Source organism: Stenotrophomonas maltophilia (assembly GCF_001274595.1).
GTDB classification, from domain to species: Bacteria; Pseudomonadota; Gammaproteobacteria; order Xanthomonadales; family Xanthomonadaceae; genus Stenotrophomonas; species Stenotrophomonas forensis.
This window is the reverse complement of record NZ_CP011010.1, coordinates 2,843,564-2,861,160: the sequence shown is the minus strand read 5'-3', so window position 1 is coordinate 2,861,160 and position 17,597 is coordinate 2,843,564. Positions and strand designations below refer to the sequence as shown.

The following is a 17,597-nucleotide window of genomic DNA, read 5'->3' as shown; positions in this document are numbered from 1 at the left end:
ATACGGCGGCGTCTTGCATGCAAATCCATACGCAGATCCCTACATCAACCTGAGTTGAGGTTTTATGGGTGGAACGATCGTTCGTGGACGCACTGTCTGCCGGGTCATCACAGGCAACGTCGTAGCGTGAGGGTTCAACAGCGGCCAGCCGCATCGAAACCCCCACAGATGGAGAATGCAGATGATTGACTACCAGCTCACCGGCAAGACCGCGATCGTGACCGGAGGTGTATCCGGCATCGGCCTGGCGGTCGCACAGACCCTGGCTGCGTCCGGTGCGCGTATTTCGGTCTGGGATCTGAAGCAGGACGCGGTGGATGCGACGGTGGCGCAGCTGCAGGGCAGCGGTGCACAGGCGATCGGCATTGCACTGGACGTGACCGATGATGCCGCTGTCGAGGCGGCGGTGCAGCGCACGGTGAAGGAACTGGGCGGCCTGCATGTGGCGGTCAACAATGCCGGCATCGGTGGACCGGCCGCCAGCAGCGGTGACTATCCGATCGATGGCTGGCAGCGCGTGATCGACGTCAACCTGACCAGCGTGTTCCTGTGTCAGCGTGCGCAGATCCAGGCGATGCGTGCAGCGGGTTCCGGTGGCAGCATCATCAACATGGCGTCGATCCTGGGCCAGGTCGGCTATGCCGGTTCAACCGCGTATGTCGCGGCCAAGCACGGCGTGGTCGGGCTGACCCAGACCGCTGCCTGGGAGCATGCGGGCGACGGTATCCGTGTCAATGCGGTCGGCCCGGGCTTCATCAGCACGCCGCTGCTGGAGAAGATGGACCCGAAGGTGCGCGCCACGCTGGAAGGACGGCACGCGCTGAAGCGGCTGGGCACGGCGGAGGAAGTCGCGGCGCTGGTGGCCTGGCTGGCCAGCGACGACGCCTCGTTCGCGACCGGCACCTATTACGCGATCGATGGTGGCTACCTGGCGCAGTGATGCAATGATCGCCGATGGCGCCGGGCCCGGCCTGGCGGCACCGGGTGAACGGGCCGTGGTGCTGCCTTCACCCCCGTCCCACGCTGTGCACGCAACGCTGCCGCAAATACCCGGAGGCGGCGATGGAACTCACCCAGGATGTCTCGATCCTGCTGCGCGTGGGCGCGGCGATGCTGTTTGGTGGCGTGCTCGGCGTCGAGCGCGAAATGGGCAAGCACGCTGCCGGCCTGCGCACGCACATGCTGATTGCTGGCGCCGCTGCGCTGATCGTCGGCCTCGGTGATTCGGTGGCCGAGCATTTCCAGCAGGAGCGCTACCGCGACCTGCTGCAGGTCGATCCGGTGCGACTGATTGAAGCGGTGGTGGCCTGCGTCGGTTTCGTTGCGGCCGGCACCATCCTGCGCGGTTCGCGCGAGGACCAGGTCAGCGGGTTGACCACCGCCAGTTCACTGATCATGGCGGCGGCCATCGGCATTGCCGTGGGCATCGGCAAGTACGTGATCGCGATCGGGGTCAGCGTGCTGTGCGTACTGGTGCTGGCGGTGATGCGGCGGTTGGAGAGGCGGATTTCGTAAGGAAATCTCGAGTTGCCGGCCAGCGGCCGGCACTACCATCAGGGTCTATTTGGTCGGACCAATATGGCGCCTAGCCCTATGGTCTAATAGGCGTTCCGCCGGAGTGACGGTTAAATCCGCCCTAAGTGGCTCGATGAGTTCACTTATTGGTAATACCAATAAGTATCGGCCACGGCGACCCACCGCCTGCGGTGGAGCACATCCCGCCCCCAGTCGAGAGCCTTCATGCAGCCCTGGCAACACCTGTACGACCCCGCCGGCAACCTGTGGTTGTCCAGCCTGATCGCGCTGCTGCCGATCGCGTTCTTCTTCATCGCCCTGGCCGTATTGCGGATGAAGGGCTGGCTCGCCGGCACGATCACCGTGGCCATCGCGCTGGGCGTGGCGCTGCTGTTCTATCGCATGCCGCTGACCCAGGCGTTGGGCGCAGCCGGCTTCGGCTTCGTTTACGGCCTGTGGCCTATCGCCTGGATCATCATCGGCGCGGTGTTCCTGTACAAAGTCTCGGTCAAGACCGGGCAGTTCGACATCATCCGTGCCTCGATCCTGTCGGTCACCGAGGACCAGCGCCTGCAGATGCTGATGGTCGGCTTCGCCTTCGGTGCCTTCCTGGAAGGTGCGGCCGGCTTCGGCGCGCCGGTGGCGATCACCGCGGCGCTGCTGGTCGGGCTGGGCTTCAAGCCGCTGTATGCCGCCGGCCTGTGCCTGATCGTCAACACCGCGCCGGTCGCCTTTGGTGCAATGGGCATTCCGATCATCGTGGCCGGGCAGGTCACCGGCCTGGATGCGTTCGAGATCGGCCAGATGGCTGGGCGCCAGCTGCCCTTCCTTACGATCATCGTGCTGTTCTGGATCATGGCGATCATGGATGGCTGGCGCGGCATCAGGGAAACCTGGCCCGCGGTGCTGGTGGCTGGGGGCTCGTTCGCCATCGCGCAGTACCTGACCTCCAACTTCATTGGCCCGGAACTGCCGGACATCACCGCCTCGCTGGCATCGCTGGTGTGCCTGACCCTGTTCCTGCGTCGCTGGAAGCCGGTGCGGATCTTCCGCTTCGATACCGAAACCAGCGCCGAGGCGGCCGCGCAGGCGCTGGAGGCACCGCGCTACAGCGTCGGCCAGATCGCCAAGGCCTGGTCGCCGTTCCTGATCCTCACCGCGATGGTTACGCTGTGGAGCATCAAGCCGTTCAAGTCGCTGTTCGCGGCGGGCGGCCCGCTGGAGCACTGGGTGCTGAAGATCCCGGTGCCGGGCCTGGACCAGATGGTGCAGAAGATGCCGCCGATCGTGGACGCGCCGCTCAGCTACGAGGCGATCTACAAGTTCGACTGGTTCTCGGCCACCGGTACCTCGATCATCCTCGCTGCGGTGATCGCCATCATCGCGCTGCGCATGCCGGCCCGTTCGGCGCTGCAGACCTTCGGTGAGACGGTGCGCGAGCTGCGCATGCCGATCTACTCGATTGGCATGGTGCTGGCCTTCGCCTTCATCGCCAACTACTCGGGCCTGTCGGCCACGCTTGCCCTGGCACTGGCACACACCGGTGATGCGTTCCCGTTCTTCTCGCCGTTCCTTGGCTGGCTGGGCGTGTTCCTGACCGGCTCGGACACTTCGTCCAATGCTTTGTTCTCGGCACTGCAGGCCACCACCGCACAGCAGATCGGCGTGTCCGACGTGCTGCTGGTGGCGGCCAACACCACCGGTGGCGTGACCGGCAAGATGATCTCGCCGCAGTCGATTGCCATTGCCTGCGCCGCGGTGGGGCTGGCCGGCAAGGAATCGGACCTGTTCCGCTTCACCGTCAAGCACAGCCTGATCTTCACCACGATGGTCGGCCTGATCACCCTGGCCCAGGCCTACTGGCTGACCTGGATGATTCCCTGAGCCATGCACGGTCGGCCGACCACCCGCTGCGCGCTTCGGGCCACAATGGCGCCATGAGCACGCAACGTATTTCGGACAAGGTGGCTGCGCAGCTGCGCGGCCTGGTGCAGGACCAGCGGCTGCAGCCGGGTGACCGGCTGCCGGCCGAGCGCACCCTGGCGGCGCAGCTGGGCGTCTCGCGCACCGCATTGCGCGAGGCGATCGCACAGTTGGCCAGCCAGGGCCTGTTGACGGCGCGGGTCGGTGGCGGCACCTACGTGGCCGAACCGGCGGCGCGGGCGCGGCAGGCACTGGATGAACCGCTGGCGCCGTACCTGCCACTGTTCCAGGGCGACCCGGAATACCGCTTCGACGTGCTGGAGATCCGCCACGCGCTGGAAGGTGCCACCGCCTGGCATGCCGCGCTGCGCGCCACTGACGAGGACCGCACCCGCATCGCGCAGGCGTTCCAGACCATGATGGATGCGCACGGCAAGGACGATCCCACCGGTGAAGCCGAGGCCGATGCGGCCTTCCACCTGTCCATCGCCGAGGCGTCGCACAACCTGGTGCTGCTGCAGGTAATGCGCGGCCTGTTCGAACTGCTGCAGACCAACATCTCGCAGAGCCGCGAGAAGCTCTATACCTCGGCGAGGACCTTCTCGCCGCTGTCCGACCAGCACCGCGAGATGATGGACGCGGTGCTGGCCGGCGACCCCGAACGCGCGCGCGCCGCCGCGCATGCCCACCTCGAGTTCGTGCACACCACGCTGCGCACCCTCGATGACAACGAAGCCCGGCGTGCGCGGGCCTCGCGTCTACCTTCCCCACACGGTTGACCCCATGATCATCTCCGCCTCCACCGATTACCGTGCTGCAGCCGAACGCCGGCTGCCGCCGTTCCTGTTCCACTACATCGATGGCGGTGCGTATGCCGAGCACACGCTGAAGCGCAACGTTTCCGACCTGTCCGACATCGCGCTGCGCCAGCGCATACTGCGCAACATGTCCGACCTGAGCCTGGAAACCGAACTGTTCGGCGAAAAACTGGCGATGCCGGTGGCGCTGGCGCCGGTCGGCCTGACCGGCATGTATGCCCGGCGCGGTGAAGTGCAGGCGGCGCGCGCGGCCGACAGCCGCGGCATCCCGTTCACCCTGTCCACTGTCTCGGTGTGCCCGATCGAAGAAGTGGCGCCGGCGATCCAGCGGCCGATGTGGTTCCAGCTGTATGTGCTGCGCGACCGTGGCTTCATGCGCAACGCGCTGGAGCGCGCGCAGGCCGCGGGCGTGACCACGCTGGTGTTCACCGTGGACATGCCGGTGCCGGGCGCGCGCTATCGTGACGCGCACTCCGGCATGAGCGGGCCGAACGCCTCGCTGCGCCGTATCGGCCAGGCCATCACCCATCCGCACTGGGCCTGGGACGTGGGCCTGTTCGGCCGCCCGCATGACCTGGGCAACATCTCCACCTACCGTGGCAACCCGACCGGGCTGGAGGACTACATCGGCTGGCTCGGCAGCAACTTCGATCCGTCCATTTCGTGGAAGGATCTGGAGTGGATTCGCGAATTCTGGAAGGGCCCGATGGTGATCAAGGGCATCCTTGATCCGGATGATGCACGTGATGCGGTGAAGTTCGGAGCCGATGGCATCGTGGTCTCCAATCACGGTGGCCGCCAGCTGGACGGCGTTCTGTCCACCGCACGCGCATTGCCGGCCATTGCCGATGCCGTGCAGGGCGACCTGAAGATCCTCGCCGATTCCGGCATCCGCACCGGCCTGGACGTGGTGCGCATGCTGGCGCTGGGCGCCGACACCGTGCTGCTGGGCCGTGCCTTCGTCTATGCACTGGCTGCGCAGGGCGAAGCCGGGCTGGCCAACCTGCTGGACCTGATCGCCAGGGAGATGCGCGTGGCGATGACACTGACCGGTGCGCGCCGCATCGCCGACATCGGCCGTGACTCGCTGGTCAGCCTGCCGTGAGTGGCCACGATGCCGTGCTGGCGCAGTTGCGCGATGCGGTCGGCAGCCGCCATGTACTGACCGGTGACAAGGCCACCCGCCGCTTCCGCCGTGGATACCGTTTCGGCGACGGCCCGGTGCTGGCGGTGGTGCGCCCGGGCACGTTGCTGGAGCTGTGGCACGTGCTGCAGGCCGCGGTGCAGGGTGGGGCGGCGATCATCCTGCAGGCGGCCAACACCGGCCTGACCGGCGGCTCGACCCCGGATGGCAACGACTATGGGCGGCCGATCGTGCTGGTCAGCACGCTGCGGCTGACCGGCATCCAGCTGTTGAACGACGGCCGGCAGGTGCTGTGCCTGCCCGGCGCAACGCTGGATCGGCTGGAACAGACCCTGGCGCCGTTGGGCCGCGAGCCGCATTCGGTGATCGGCTCGTCCTGTATCGGCGCGTCGGTGCTGGGTGGAATCTGCAACAACTCCGGCGGCGCGCTGGTGCGTCGCGGCCCGGCCTATACCGAGCTTGCGTTGTACGCGCAGGTCGATGCGCAGGGCCAGCTGCAGCTGGTCAACCATCTGGGCATCGCGTTGGGCGATACACCCGAGCAGATCCTGCAACGCCTGCAGAGCGGTGACTATACGCCCGCCGACGTCGGCGATGGCGACGGTCGCGCCGCCTCCGATCCGCGCTATGCCGAGGAGGTGCGCCGGGTCGATGCCGATACCCCGGCGCGCTTCAATGCCGACCCCAGCCGTCATTTCGAGGCAGCGGGATCGGCCGGCAAGCTGGCGGTATTCGCGGTGCGGCTGGATACCTTCGAGAAGGAGGCCGCCGAGGTCTTCTACATCGGCAGCAACCGCACCGACAGCCTCAGCGCGATCCGGCGCCAGCTGCTGACCGGCTTCGAGCGCCTGCCGATTGCCGGTGAGTACATCCACCGCGATGCCTATGACATCGGCGAACGCTACGGCAAGGACAGCTTCCTGCTGATCGACCGTCTCGGCACTGCCCGCGTGCCGGCCGCCTTTGCGCTGAAGAGTCGTGTCGATGGCTGGTTCGAGCGGCTGGGACTGCGCGGGGTGACCGACCGGGTGATGCAGGTGCTGACCGGGTTGCTGCCTTCGCACCTGCCCAAGCGCATGGGCGAGTTCCGCCAGCGCTATGAACATCATCTGCTGCTGAAGGTGTCCGCGCAGGACGCAGCGCAGACCGAGGCCTGGTTGCGGGACTTCTTCGCAGGCCATGAAGGCGGCTATTTCCACTGCACGGCAGAGGAGGGCCGCAAGGCGTTCCTGCATCGCTTCGCGGTGGCCGGTGCTGCCGTGCGCTACCGTGAAGTGCATCGCGAGAAGGTGCAGGACATCGTGGCACTGGACATCGCGCTGCGCCGTGACGATGCCGACTGGTTCGAGCAGCTGCCCGCCGACATCGACAACCGCCTGCTGCACAAGCTGTACTACGGGCACTTCCTGTGCCACGTGTTCCACCAGGACTACATCGCGCGCAGGGGCGAAGACCCGATGGCGATCGAGCACGCGATGTGGGCGCTGCTGGACCAGCGCGGCGCCGAGTACCCGGCCGAGCACAACGTCGGCCACCTGTACCCGGCCAAGCCGGCGCTGGCCGGGTTCTACAAGCAGCTGGACCCAAGCAATACCTTCAACCCGGGTATCGGCCAGACGTCGAAGGCAAAGGGGTGGGGTGGCTGCGATTGCGGCTAGACAACCGATCCGGGTAGCGTCGAGCTTGCTCTGCGGCCTCTTTGCCGGATTACATGCAGTCGAGCAAGCTTGACTCTACGGGGTAGCGGTTACCATCGGCATTCCACATGCAGGAGCCACCCCGATGCCCATCACCGTAGCGCGCAGCGTGTTGTGTACCGCATGGCTGGCCACGCCGCTTCTCGCGCTGGCCCAGGGCTCGATCCTGCCGCAGCAGCGTGATGCGGCAGGCAACGTGATGGAGCCGCTGGGACAGGTGCTGGACGCGGCAGGGGTGCGTCATTGCACCGCCGATGGCGCATGGTGCGTGCGCGTGCAGCCGGTGGCCAACGATGGTGATCGGCCCACAACGCTGGAGGTGTCGGAGCGGGGAGCCACGAAGGGCGACCCGCATGTCTACCACGTCAGCATCGACGTGCCGCAGGAAAGCGAACTGAAGCTGTGGCCATGGATCGTGCGCCTGGCCCCCGGTGTGGGTAGCGATGCGGTGGTGACCGACCCGCAGCAGCGCGCCCGCCAGAATGTACTGGTAGGGGGCATCGTCTCCTTCAGCAGCATGTATTCCGGCGGCGGTGCCGATGCGTCCACGTTGCAGTTGGCACGCGTGCGCCACCTGCAGGACGACATCCAGGTGGATGACGATGTACTGACCGTTCCGTGGCAGGGCAATGCGTCGATCCGGGCCTGTTTCAGTGAACAGGATGCGAGGCAACGGGCCGGGGCCTGCCATGATGAGTACAGTTTCTCGGCGAAACTGGGACTGGACCCGGTTGCGCAGGCCATGCCGGTGCTGCGCTACCAGACCGTGGCCACACGATTCCCTGCCGGCGCCTCGCGCTTCGAGGATTCACTGGCCAAGGGCCCGCTGAAGAAAAAGGACCTGCGCACCGAGCAGGACCCGGCGTGCAGCTACACACGTCTGTTCCGCTTCAGCGAAGGAATGTTCCATCCGGACCAGGCGCTGCCGGACTGCGCAGGCTATACCGAACCCTGAGCCCTGTAGAGCCGAGCCTGCGCTCGGCTGGCTTTCCGTGCAGCCTGACCGGAGAGCAGTCGAGCATCGCTCGACTCTACAGAAGCCTGTGGCAGCGTTTACTCGCAGCGTGCGGCGGTGATGATGTTGTCCTTGTCCATGTAGACCCGCAGGCGGTCCGGGCGGATGTCCTTGGTGGTGATGGTGGTCGGGCCGATCGGATTGACCAGGCCCGCGCCGCTCTCACGCGACAGCCGACGCAGGTTTTCTTCGTTGCCTGGCTGGCCTACCGCCCAGCCCAGCTGACTGGCGTCGCAGCGACCCGTTCCCTTTACTTCCGGGCCGGGGGTGCTGACACAGGCCGACAGCAGCAGGGGCGCGGCAAGGGCGGCAACGGCGAGACGGGTGATGCTGATTCGGGTCATTGGAACGGCTCCAGGTGGGGCATGATGGCGCCACCATAGCACCGTGCCCATGGCGACGGCATGCGTTGGATCAAGGCGCGGCGTTCACGGCGGGCCAGGCTGGCCGCGCTTGATCGCTTCCCACACCTTGTCCACGTGCGCGCGCAGCACTGGCGCAGCCGAAGCCAGCGCAGGATCGTCCTGCCGGTCGCCGCCGAAGGGTTCATCGCCTTCCACCTGCACCAGCGATTCACCACGTACTTCGTAATACTGCTCCCCCTGGCGAAGGCCGATGCGCAACTGCTGCGGGTCGACGCCGCCGCCACAGAAGCTGTGGCTGGCCAACGTAAGCTCGGCGCGGCCGTCGTTGTCCAGGTCGGTTGCGGTTACCTGGTCCAGGAAATAGCCGGCGTCCAGGTCCAGGCCTTCGCATTGGACCGGATCTTCCTGGATCCAGCGTGACGTCCAGGGCGCCGCCAGGCTAGGACGCCGGAACAGCTCTGCACGCAGGGTGATCTGATCCAATGGTTCCTTGTCTTCCTGCGCCGGCGATGTCTGTTCGCTACGCGAAATCAGCAGCAGGCCCGCGCCGTCGATGTCCTCGAACACCACCTGCCTCAGCAGCGTGCCCGGGTAAAGACCTTTCAGATCCGCGTCGGATAGTGCAGGAGAGGTCTCGAACGTCGCATTGGGGGCCGACCCGCCACATCCGCCCATGGTCAGCATGAAAGCGATCAAGAGACATTGACCGGGTCTGCGAATGCGTCTTGCGTCAGTGCTCATCCATGCCCGCCACTGGCACTGGCCAGGCTTTTCCAGATGTCCATGACCGTCCGTTCATCGACCCCCGATGTGGAAGTCGCTTCATTGCTGAGAATGAAATTGCTATAGAAGAAGTGGGCATTGGCCACGGGCATGAATGCCACATGACACGTTGAGGTGGCTCGATACAGGGGCGCGTCCCGGTCGTCACAATCCACTTCGGCAGTAAACAGCGTGCGGCCGTTGATGATGATCGGCTTCAGTTCATGGGTAGACATGCCTGAGGTTACCTGCAAGTGCTCCTGAGCATCAGGAGACGCTGTTGCTGCAATGCCGAAATCAGTGATGAACTGCTCGCTGGAGGAGAAACAGAGAAATCCGATGCTCTTGTGATTTCGCCGGAAGTCAAGGCACTTGGTCTGCGGATAGTTGCGTGCAATCGGACCATCAGCTGTGACTGTAATTCCTCTTGGGGAGCGCGCACTGAGTTCGTTGTCCTTTGGCATTGATGAGCAAGCGGGAGCCCAAAGGCAGGAGAGGGCTACCAGTGCTGTAAGCCTGTTTGATAACTGCTTCATGGTGTGCGCATAGGACATGATGTGCCCATAAGAGCGGTTGTAGCTGATCGGAACTGATGCTGTCTGCGTCAGACTCCCATTACCAGTTGCGGTGGCCCGATGCAGGGGGCGTTTCCGTCATCAGCGTCCACTTCGGCAGTAGACAGCCTGCGACCGTTGATGGTGAATGGCGTCATCTCATAGGTCGACATGCCCGAGGTGACTAGCAAGCGCGCTTGAGGATCAGGAGAATTTGCCGTCGCTGTAATGCCTGAAGCGGTGGTGAGCTTCTTGCTGGGGGAGGGGCAGGTAAATCCAACGCTCTCACCAGGTTCATTGTTCTCTGGCGTGGATACTGTCCCGCTTCCCGCTGCGTGCCGTGAGCACGCAGCGTACTTCGGTCAGTCGCCCTGGGCCTGGCAGGCCGCGACCAGATTCAGGCCTGCAGGTCCACGATACTGTGCTGCCTTGCTATCGAAGGTCAGCCGGATCTTCTCGGTACGGACTGCACCACCGTGGCCCTGCGGGCAATTCCGCGTCGCTTCCAGTTCAGGCCACACGGCATGGGGCATGGCAGGTGCTGACAATGTCGTGAACTTTCCTTCCAGAAGACGGATGTAGGTTCCGTCCTTGCATTGGGCGAGGACCAGTTTGTCGGTCACGTCGATGTCGCCGTAACTGCTGCCGAAGTAGGTCAGGATGGCATCCTTCCGGCCATCCTTGTTCAGATCCGGTGTGTCGCTCAACGACGTCTTCCCCTGCTGCCCGCTGTAGGGGCAACCTTCATCATCTCCGGGCGGGCAGGCGCTGACGTGCTTTCCTTCCAGCGGCAGCAGTTCGATCCGATCGTCAATGGAGACTGCTGCGCAGGCGCGGTCCAGGACGTCGGCGACAGGCTGCTTGGCCGCGCAGGAGGTAGCCAGGCAAAGACCGGCCAGCAGCGGCGCGGCGCGAAGGACGTAAGGCATCGTCATATTCCCGTGGTATCGAAATGGAAGGAGCCGCGGCCATCGCGCAAGGCGCCCAACTCATTGTTGAGGGTGTAGTTGCGGCCGTTGCGCCCGGCATAGGTCGGCCAGTTGGCGAGGCGATCCTGCGTGTCGTTGACGGAAAGTGCGTCAGTGAGCAACTGCGCGGTGATCGCCTGCTCGTGTGCGTTGGTCCATTGCGCCGGTGCCGTCGACCAGTTCAACTGGGCATGGCCGTTGATGGCACGGGTCAACGAATCCCTGACGCGGGCGCCGGTCACGTGGCCCGGACGGAAGATATGCCACCGAAGCAGGATCGCGACGGATTTTTCCGATGTGTAGATATCGCCCAGCGTGCCGTTGATATGGACGGCACCCACATTGACCGTGATAGGGGCTGAACGGATATCGCGGATACGGAAGCGCACCATATCCCACATCGCCTGCTGGAAGTTCGCGCAGGTGCGACCGATCATGGCCAAGCGATAGAACCAGTGCCAGGTCTTGAAATAGTTTGCTTCCAGGGTCGCCCGGTCGACCATGGGCAGCTGCGCCAGACCGGTGGCCGCCTGTGCAGGTTGCGTCTGTTCGTCGTGATGGCGGATCCAGCCCACGTACTTCCGGCCCGTACGGTCCCAGAGCGGCCCTGTGTTGACGCCTGCCCAGGCCGTCGCCGGATAAAGACCCAGATTCCCGAGATAGCGCTGGTAGTCGGCTTGATTGCGGTGCAGGAAGTAGGCCAGGAAGCCAGGCAGCTCGCCATTGTCGTAGCCGCCGGCAGGCATCAGGCCCATGGTCCAATGGCACGGGCCGAGAGAGACCAGAGCGTCATCGTAGGCATTGATGCTGTCGAACATGCCCATGCATTCCTGCTCGGCCGTGGCACGCACAACACGATAGGTGGACGCTGCGGCGCCGTTGGGTGTGGCGGCCAGGATTGCCGTGGTGGTCGCTGGACCGATCAAGCGTTCCGGCGTCATTTCCGCTTCGGCCCACGTATGGTTGGGCACTTCGCTCATCGGGCCGCCATAGGTCATGAACCGCGCGTAGCTGCCCAGCGACTGGTACTGATCATCACGGCGACCGTTGGGAAGCGTGTAGTGTCCGGTGAAGTCCCTGCTGAACATCCGGACGCGCGCGACCACCCGGTTGGAGGCATTGCGCACGGTGCCCTGCGTGATCTCGTCGAAGTTCCAGATGTTGACGCCGTTGGTATACGGCGTAGTGCGCTGGTTGTTGCCGGTGGCAACCTGCCATGCCTCGATGACCACCGGGCAACGATAGTTGTTGCGCAACCAGTGTTCCATCGCTGTGCGCGTATTGGCGTTCATCACGCCGCTGATCGGGCCGGTGTAGCGCGATCCGTTGGCGACCCGGTCCAGCGAGGCGACGTGATAGCTTTCCGGTGGATTGGAATTGGGGCGCAGTCCCAGTGCCATCACTTCCGGTGCGGTCAAGCCTGCCTGGGGTTGCCAGCCGTGCAGCCGTCCCTGGTTCAGTTGGGCGGCATTGGCCATGCTGGCATAGATCTGGAACTCTCGTACCGCCCACTCGGTGCCGCGGCCGAATCCACCATCAGGTGTGCCGACGAACATGAAGCCCAGCGTACGCAGGTCCTGCTGGAGCTGGCGTACGTGCTGCGGGATCGCCAGCGTCGCGCCGCCCTGGTTCTGCGGTGTCTGTGCGTTCGCAGGCGTGGGCGGGGGCGGGTTGTCGACGCCACCCCAGCGAGGCGGCCTGTTGTTCGCAGGCGTGCCATCGTGGTCGCCTCGTCGGAGGTTGTGATTGCCGTAGATCATGCATCCGTCCTAGATGTCGTGGTCTTTGCCCAGCGAGGTGACGCCGGGAAGGCTGGGTGTATTGAGCCCAACCAGCGCACGTGCCTGGTGGAAGCGCTGCATGGCCATGCGGCTGAGCTGGCCGAAGTCGCCGTCGACCGCGCCATCGTAGAATCCAAGGTTCTTCAGGCGCGACTGCAACCCGGTGTGCTCGTCCGTCTGCTTCTGTGCGGCAAGATCGAGTGTCCATTCCCAGGGGTGGTTGTCGGCGCCGAACGGAAACACCTTCAGCTTGGCCTGCTTCGCGCCTTCGGGCATCTCATGCATCAGGCTGCCATCGGAGCCCAGCTCGCCTTCGAAGCGTTGCCCGCCGATGTCCAGTGTGTAGGGTTTGCCGGCCAGTCCTTGCAGCCCGAACTGCTCGACTAGGCGCAGCCCGAACTGCTGCGGTACCAGCTGCGTGCCTCGCGGAAGGTGCTCGGGAATGGCGGGGTTGGTATCGGCCCCCATGAACGGATGCTCGCCCGCCTTGACCTTGAACTCGCCCGGGCAGCTGAAGGTGATGTTGCCGCCCTCCAGCGTGATCGCACTGCTGCCGGCCTGCAGCACCACCTTGGTCTGCGCCAGCACGTCGATGCGCTCGTCGGTGGCGGTGATGGTCAGCGCCTGCTCGCTCAGCAGTTCCAGCTCGCCATCGTTGGCCTGCAGGCTGACCGGCCCCTGTGCGGCGATCACCCGCAGCGGGCCGCTCTGCGCGAACAGCGAGACGTGCTCGCCGGACACGGTGGCGAGGGTCTCGCCGGCGCTGACGTGCAGGTCCTGCTGCACGGTCATCTGCAGGTTCTGCCCGGCATAGGCCACGGCGCTGGCCGCAGTGGTCCAGGCCACGTGGTGCGGCGCTTCGGCCACCAGCAGCGGCGTGCCCAGCCGTTCCACCGGCTGCTCGCCAGGGCTGCGGCCGTCGCTGCCGGGCTTCATCGCGCTCTGCCCGTTCACGTCGCCGGTGTAGCGGCCCTGCGCCTTCGGGTCGATCTGCTCGCGCAGCTGCTGGGTGCGCTGGTACTCGGCCAGGCCCGGCACCTGCTGCTCGGCCAGGGTCTGCTGCATCTGTTCCAGGCTGCGTTCGGCGCCTTTGAGCTGCGCCACCACGCTGGCGTTGTCCATCACCGTGGACGCGGCGCGCTCCTGCAGGCTGGCCGACAGCAGCAGGCCTTCGCTGGCATGCACGTTGCCCCAGCCCTGGGTGGCCAGTTCGAAACCTTCGCCGCGCAGCGCGCCGCGGGCGGTGTCCTGATGGGCGATCAGGTAGCCCAGTTCCAGCCGGCTGTCGGCCAGCGAGCTGTGCAGGCGGGTACGCAGCTGGCCGGGGGTATCATCCATCAGCCACTGCTGGGTGCCGCTGCCGTCGTGGGCCTGGGTATGCAGGCCACTGAGCACGCCGGGATGGCGCGCGTTCTCGTCGATGCCACCACCGAAGGGTGGGGCGACCTCGCCGTTGTACAGCTGGCCGGTGATGCGTGGCTGATCGATGTCGCCGTGCAGGAATTCCACCAGCACCTCGCTGCCCACGCGGGGCAGGAAGCTGGTGCCCCAGTTGGGGCCGGCCACCCATTCGGCCACGGCCACCCAGCTGCCGCTGGTGTGGTCGCCGGGGGCATGGCCGGGCTGGGCGCTGCCGGTGTCGGTCAGGCCGCCGGGGTTGGGCGTGCTGCCGCGCTGCCAGCCGAACTGGATGCGCACCTGGTGCTCGCGGTTGGGGGTCACCGCCGCGTTGGCGATGCCGACCACGCGCGCGGTCTGTGGGCCGTGCAGGGTGGGGCGGTCCTGCGGCAGGGCGCGCAGCGGCACGCCACTGCCGGTGGCGATGAAGCTGTTGCGGTAGGCACCGCGCTCCAGTGCCGGGCTGCCCAGCAGGTCGGCGATGCCCTGGTCCAGGTTGTTCAGGGCCACGTGCTGCACCGCCAGCAGCTGGAAGGCCTGGCCTTCGTGCTGCGGATGCTGGGCCAGGCTGAAGGTGCTGCCGGCGGCCAGCTGGCGCTCGCTGCCGCTGCCGCTGTAGAGCACCTGGCCGACGCGCAGCGCATCCAGCCGCGCCTGCGCTTCGGCATCGGCCCAGCCGGACTGCGCGAAACGGCCGGCGCGCGGCTGCACATAGACCTCCAGCGCCGGCAGGCTGCCAGCGTCGGCACTGGACTGCGCGGCCACGGCACCGACCTGCTCGCTGTGCCAGCTGGCCACGGTGCTGGCGTTGGGCACCAGCTGCTGGCGCTCGGCGAAGGCGGTGATGCCATCGCGCGCCTCGGCCATGTCGGCGCGATGGAAGCGCAACGTGCCGCGGTCAGGCAGCTCGGCCCCCGGCTCGAACACCACCAGCGTGTGCGCGGCCTCATCTCCCTGTGCCTGCTCGATGCGCCAGGCCAGGCCGGCTTCGGCCAGCAGGCGGGTGACGAAGGCCCAGTCGGTCTCGCGGTACTGGGTGGTGATCGCACGGACCGGCAGTTCGGCCTGCACGTCGAAGCGGAACACTGCCTGCGGGTAGTCGGTGAAGATCTGCTCGCAGATGGCGCGGGTGTCCTGGTCCTGGAAGATCACCGCGTTGCGGCGCAGCCGCAGCAGCGCCGTCCAGGGTTCCAGGATCAGGCGGTAGCGGGCCAGGCCGCCATCGCTGCCCAGCTGTGCCGCCTCGGTGCACAGGCCATGCCACTGCCGCAGCGCGCCGTCGGCCTGGCGCAGCTGCAGGGTCAGCGGCTGCTCCAGCCAGGATTCCAGCTCCAGGAAGGCGTCGGTGGCCAGGCAGTCGATCTGCAGGCGGTTGTCGCCGCAGACCGATTCGGTGCCTTCGAAGCGTTCGACGACCAGCCCTTCCTCCGGCCCCTTCAGCTGGATCAGGCGTTCGCGATGGGACAGCGAAGCAAGGGATGCGAGCAGTGCGGAGCTTGGGATGTCCATATCATCAGGCTCATGGCAGGGTGATCGTGATGTGGGCAGTGCGCTCGGGCATCTGCACCACGTCGTTGTAGGCCGCCAGCTGCTGGCGCGTCTCATGGCCAAGATAGGTGCGCATGCCGAAGAAGGCGACGATGCCAAAACAGCCGACCACCACAGCCGGCAGCCACAGCGGCACCACGCGGCGCAGGCTGTGGCGAACATTGTCCGGCGGCAGCGCGTGAGGTGCGAAACCGTGGCGCTTGCCCTTCAGGTAGACGATCTCATCGCCCAGGCGGGCGGTCAGGTAGCCCAGCTTCTCGGTGCCTTCCAGCCGGTACTTGCCTTCGAAGCCCATCAGCAGGCAGTAGTGGTAGACCTCCAGCGAAGGCAGGCGCGCGGCGCCCTGTCGGCGCAGCTCTTCCAGGCGGTCGAAGAAATGCTCGCCGGCCAGGTGCTCACCGAACAGACGCAGCTGCAGCGGGTTGCGTTCCCAGGTTTCGTGCAACGGCGAGGGCTGTGACAGGATCGCCTCGTCCACGGCGGCACAGAATGCGTACTTGGCAGCGTAGACATCCTCGGACGCCACGCCCAGGCGCATCGCATTGCGCTCCACGCCATCGAGGAACTTCTGCACCGTCTGCACGAAGCTCTTCGCATCATGCGGCAGCTGCCCGCGCTTGAGCAGCAACAGCAGGTAGAAACCGTCGGACATCAGGTCCTGCAGGCTCTGCGGGTTGGCGGCCTGCGGTGTGGGATTGGCCATCGCGCCGTTGGCGGTCAGCGACGGCATCGGGCCCGGAGTCGGGGGCAGGGGGGAATTCATCATGAGGTCACCGCCACAAGTTCCATCTTCAGCTCGGCAATGCCGGCCGGCACGTAGATCATCACCGACTGCGCCTTGAGCATGCGCTCATACAGCGCGCCGCGCGCGTCCAGTTCGAAGTAGTGGCTGCCAGGGCGCACCGGGATCGCAGCAGGCACCTGTGCGGCATGGGTCAGCTTCACGCCCGGCAACGCAGACAGCACGCACTTCTCCACGTCATCCGGCGCGCCGACCTTGAACCGCACCGGCACGCTCTGGATCAGTTCCTGTGCCGGCAGCGACGCCGACACCGACAGGTAGAACGAGGCGTTGCCATCGATGCGCTGCGAGTCCAGCCGGCCCAGGTGGTAGGAGGGCTTGATCTCGTTGAGCGCGATCTTGAAGTAGCGCGTGGAAATCACCGTATCCAGCAGTGCGCGCACGATCTCCAGCAGCTTGCGGAACGAGGCTTCCGGCTGATCGTGGCGATACACCGGTAGGTCGCCCAGCTGGTAGGCATTGGAGAATGTGAGCAGTGCGCCGGCCATGCGCAGCAGTTCCTGGTGCAGGCGCTCGGGATGCAGCTGCGGATGATGCAGCAGATGCGCCAGTGCACTGAACGAACTGTTGATGGTGTGCAGCAGCCAGAACGAGGCGATATCGCCGGAGCGGAACTCGATGATGTTCTGCGAGGTCTGCCGATGCAGGCCATACAGTGCGTCCACCTTGGCCTGCAGCGCGTCGAGCACCGCGCGCAGTTCGCGGTGCAGGAACGGCGAGGCCTGCAGCTGCGCGCACGGCGGAATGAACTCGTCATCCAGCTCGAAGCCGCCGCTGGAGGTGCGCCGCACGCGCGCCACCGGCACGGTGGCGTAGGCATCGCGCGGCTGATCATCGGTCAGCAGCTTCACCGCCTTGCTGAGGAAGGCCAGTTCGGCTTCCACCGCATCGGTGAACAGGTCCTGGGTGTCACGATTGGCCTGGCGGTAGCGGGCCAGCGCGGTGCCCTCGGCATCGGCGCAGTTGGCGCCGTCATCGCGCAGCAGTGGCAATGCCAGGTAGACCACGGTGGACTGCACGCCCGGCGGCAGATCCTGCAGCGACACCGCATCGGGCAGGCTGTCATGGGCCGGCGCGTCGTAGGTCTCGCCATCGGGAAACACCGCCGAGAGGTCGAGCGGACGCAGCGTGCCGCCGGCAAGTGCATGTGGATCGAAGCGCACCCGGCGCGCACCCCAGGCATAGGGATGCAGCGTCTGCGAAAGGTCCTGCAGCCGCGCTTCGTGATAGGCGTCCTGACGCTGGAAATGCTGGGGGCGCAGGAACAGCCCTTCACCCCAGAGAACCTTCGACATCCTGCTTACATA

At 65.8% G+C, this 17,597-nt stretch carries 15 protein-coding genes; 7 read left to right on the top strand and 8 right to left on the bottom strand.

The features are described 5' to 3' along the window. The first annotated feature begins 181 nt into the window (after window positions 1–181). The 7 genes from VN11_RS13055 (at window position 182) to VN11_RS13025 (ending at window position 8,052) form a co-directional block, all read left to right on the top strand. Complete coding sequence (locus VN11_RS13055; RefSeq protein ID WP_053451334.1) at window positions 182–940, top strand: SDR family NAD(P)-dependent oxidoreductase; 759 nt, start codon at window positions 182–184, stop codon at window positions 938–940. A 122-nt stretch (window positions 941–1,062) separates the two neighbouring features. Continuing rightward, window positions 1,063–1,515: an MgtC/SapB family protein gene (locus VN11_RS13050; RefSeq protein WP_008265586.1), complete on the top strand. Its 453-nt coding sequence runs from the start codon at window positions 1,063–1,065 to the stop codon at window positions 1,513–1,515. Between the two features lie 225 nt (window positions 1,516–1,740). Beyond that, window positions 1,741–3,399, top strand: coding sequence for an L-lactate permease (gene lldP / locus VN11_RS13045; protein WP_053450049.1), 1,659 nt, complete (start codon window positions 1,741–1,743; stop codon window positions 3,397–3,399). Window positions 3,400–3,452: 53 nt separating this feature from the next. Then, on the top strand, window positions 3,453–4,217 hold the full coding sequence (lldR, locus tag VN11_RS13040) for a transcriptional regulator LldR (protein WP_053450048.1): 765 nt from the start codon (window positions 3,453–3,455) through the stop codon (window positions 4,215–4,217). A 4-nt stretch (window positions 4,218–4,221) separates the two neighbouring features. Then, window positions 4,222–5,361: an FMN-dependent L-lactate dehydrogenase LldD gene (lldD, locus tag VN11_RS13035; RefSeq protein WP_053450047.1), complete on the top strand. Its 1,140-nt coding sequence runs from the start codon at window positions 4,222–4,224 to the stop codon at window positions 5,359–5,361. After that, complete coding sequence (gene dld / locus VN11_RS13030) at window positions 5,358–7,058, top strand: D-lactate dehydrogenase (protein WP_053450046.1); 1,701 nt, start codon at window positions 5,358–5,360, stop codon at window positions 7,056–7,058. The genes lldD and dld overlap by 4 nt, the downstream gene beginning before the upstream one ends. Window positions 7,059–7,182: 124 nt before the next feature. Beyond that, window positions 7,183–8,052 carry a hypothetical protein gene (locus VN11_RS13025; RefSeq protein WP_053450045.1) on the top strand — a complete coding sequence of 290 codons (870 nt, stop codon included), beginning with the start codon at window positions 7,183–7,185 and terminating at the stop codon, window positions 8,050–8,052. Window positions 8,053–8,150: 98 nt separating this feature from the next. On the opposite strand, the gene VN11_RS13020 is transcribed toward VN11_RS13025, so the two are convergent. The 8 genes from VN11_RS13020 to tssK form a co-directional block, all read right to left on the bottom strand. Then, window positions 8,151–8,456 (bottom strand): I78 family peptidase inhibitor, encoded by a 306-nt coding sequence (locus VN11_RS13020; RefSeq protein ID WP_238581807.1) that lies wholly within the window; start codon window positions 8,454–8,456, stop codon window positions 8,151–8,153. An 84-nt stretch (window positions 8,457–8,540) separates the two neighbouring features. Further along, entirely contained in the window at window positions 8,541–9,218 is a 678-nt protein-coding gene (locus tag VN11_RS13015) for a M949_RS01915 family surface polysaccharide biosynthesis protein (protein ID WP_148564977.1), read from the bottom strand. After that, the gene (locus VN11_RS22280) at window positions 9,215–9,793 is read right to left on the bottom strand and encodes a hypothetical protein (protein ID WP_148564976.1); all 579 of its coding nucleotides are present in this window, start codon (window positions 9,791–9,793) and stop codon (window positions 9,215–9,217) included. Before VN11_RS22280 ends, VN11_RS13015 begins: the two co-directional genes overlap by 4 nt. Window positions 9,794–10,155: 362 nt before the next feature. Next, the gene (locus VN11_RS13005; protein WP_053450042.1) at window positions 10,156–10,722 is read right to left on the bottom strand and encodes a hypothetical protein; all 567 of its coding nucleotides are present in this window, start codon (window positions 10,720–10,722) and stop codon (window positions 10,156–10,158) included. Between the two features lie 2 nt (window positions 10,723–10,724). Continuing rightward, a complete protein-coding gene (locus VN11_RS13000; RefSeq protein ID WP_053450041.1) occupies window positions 10,725–12,521 on the bottom strand; it encodes a peptidoglycan-binding domain-containing protein in 1,797 nt (598 codons plus the stop codon). A 9-nt stretch (window positions 12,522–12,530) separates the two neighbouring features. Then, window positions 12,531–15,449 carry a type VI secretion system tip protein TssI/VgrG gene (tssI, locus tag VN11_RS12995; RefSeq protein WP_053450040.1) on the bottom strand — a complete coding sequence of 973 codons (2,919 nt, stop codon included), beginning with the start codon at window positions 15,447–15,449 and terminating at the stop codon, window positions 12,531–12,533. A 10-nt stretch (window positions 15,450–15,459) separates the two neighbouring features. Then, entirely contained in the window at window positions 15,460–16,251 is a 792-nt protein-coding gene (icmH, locus tag VN11_RS12990) for a type IVB secretion system protein IcmH/DotU (protein ID WP_053450039.1), read from the bottom strand. Continuing rightward, window positions 16,251–17,585, bottom strand: a complete 1,335-nt coding sequence (tssK, locus tag VN11_RS12985; protein ID WP_053450038.1) for a type VI secretion system baseplate subunit TssK — start codon at window positions 17,583–17,585, stop codon at window positions 16,251–16,253. Before tssK ends, icmH begins: the two co-directional genes overlap by 1 nt. Window positions 17,586–17,597: the final 12 nt, after the last annotated feature.

What these genes read in the sequence shown, in the direction of transcription:
- VN11_RS13055 (WP_053451334.1), top strand. Translation starts at nt 182, where the DNA reads ATGATTGACTACCAGCTCACCGGCAAGACCGCGATCGTGACCGGAGGT.
- VN11_RS13050 (WP_008265586.1), top strand. Translation starts at nt 1,063, where the DNA reads ATGGAACTCACCCAGGATGTCTCGATCCTGCTGCGCGTGGGCGCGGCG.
- lldP (WP_053450049.1), top strand. Translation starts at nt 1,741, where the DNA reads ATGCAGCCCTGGCAACACCTGTACGACCCCGCCGGCAACCTGTGGTTG.
- lldR (WP_053450048.1), top strand. Translation starts at nt 3,453, where the DNA reads ATGAGCACGCAACGTATTTCGGACAAGGTGGCTGCGCAGCTGCGCGGC.
- lldD (WP_053450047.1), top strand. Translation starts at nt 4,222, where the DNA reads ATGATCATCTCCGCCTCCACCGATTACCGTGCTGCAGCCGAACGCCGG.
- VN11_RS13025 (WP_053450045.1), top strand. Translation starts at nt 7,183, where the DNA reads ATGCCCATCACCGTAGCGCGCAGCGTGTTGTGTACCGCATGGCTGGCC.
- VN11_RS13020 (WP_238581807.1), bottom strand. Translation starts at nt 8,456, where the DNA reads ATGACCCGAATCAGCATCACCCGTCTCGCCGTTGCCGCCCTTGCCGCG.
- VN11_RS13015 (WP_148564977.1), bottom strand. Translation starts at nt 9,218, where the DNA reads ATGAGCACTGACGCAAGACGCATTCGCAGACCCGGTCAATGTCTCTTG.
- VN11_RS22280 (WP_148564976.1), bottom strand. Translation starts at nt 9,793, where the DNA reads ATGTCCTATGCGCACACCATGAAGCAGTTATCAAACAGGCTTACAGCA.
- VN11_RS13005 (WP_053450042.1), bottom strand. Translation starts at nt 10,722, where the DNA reads ATGCCTTACGTCCTTCGCGCCGCGCCGCTGCTGGCCGGTCTTTGCCTG.
- VN11_RS13000 (WP_053450041.1), bottom strand. Translation starts at nt 12,521, where the DNA reads ATGATCTACGGCAATCACAACCTCCGACGAGGCGACCACGATGGCACG.
- tssI (WP_053450040.1), bottom strand. Translation starts at nt 15,449, where the DNA reads ATGGACATCCCAAGCTCCGCACTGCTCGCATCCCTTGCTTCGCTGTCC.
- icmH (WP_053450039.1), bottom strand. Translation starts at nt 16,251, where the DNA reads ATGAATTCCCCCCTGCCCCCGACTCCGGGCCCGATGCCGTCGCTGACC.
- tssK (WP_053450038.1), bottom strand. Translation starts at nt 17,585, where the DNA reads ATGTCGAAGGTTCTCTGGGGTGAAGGGCTGTTCCTGCGCCCCCAGCAT.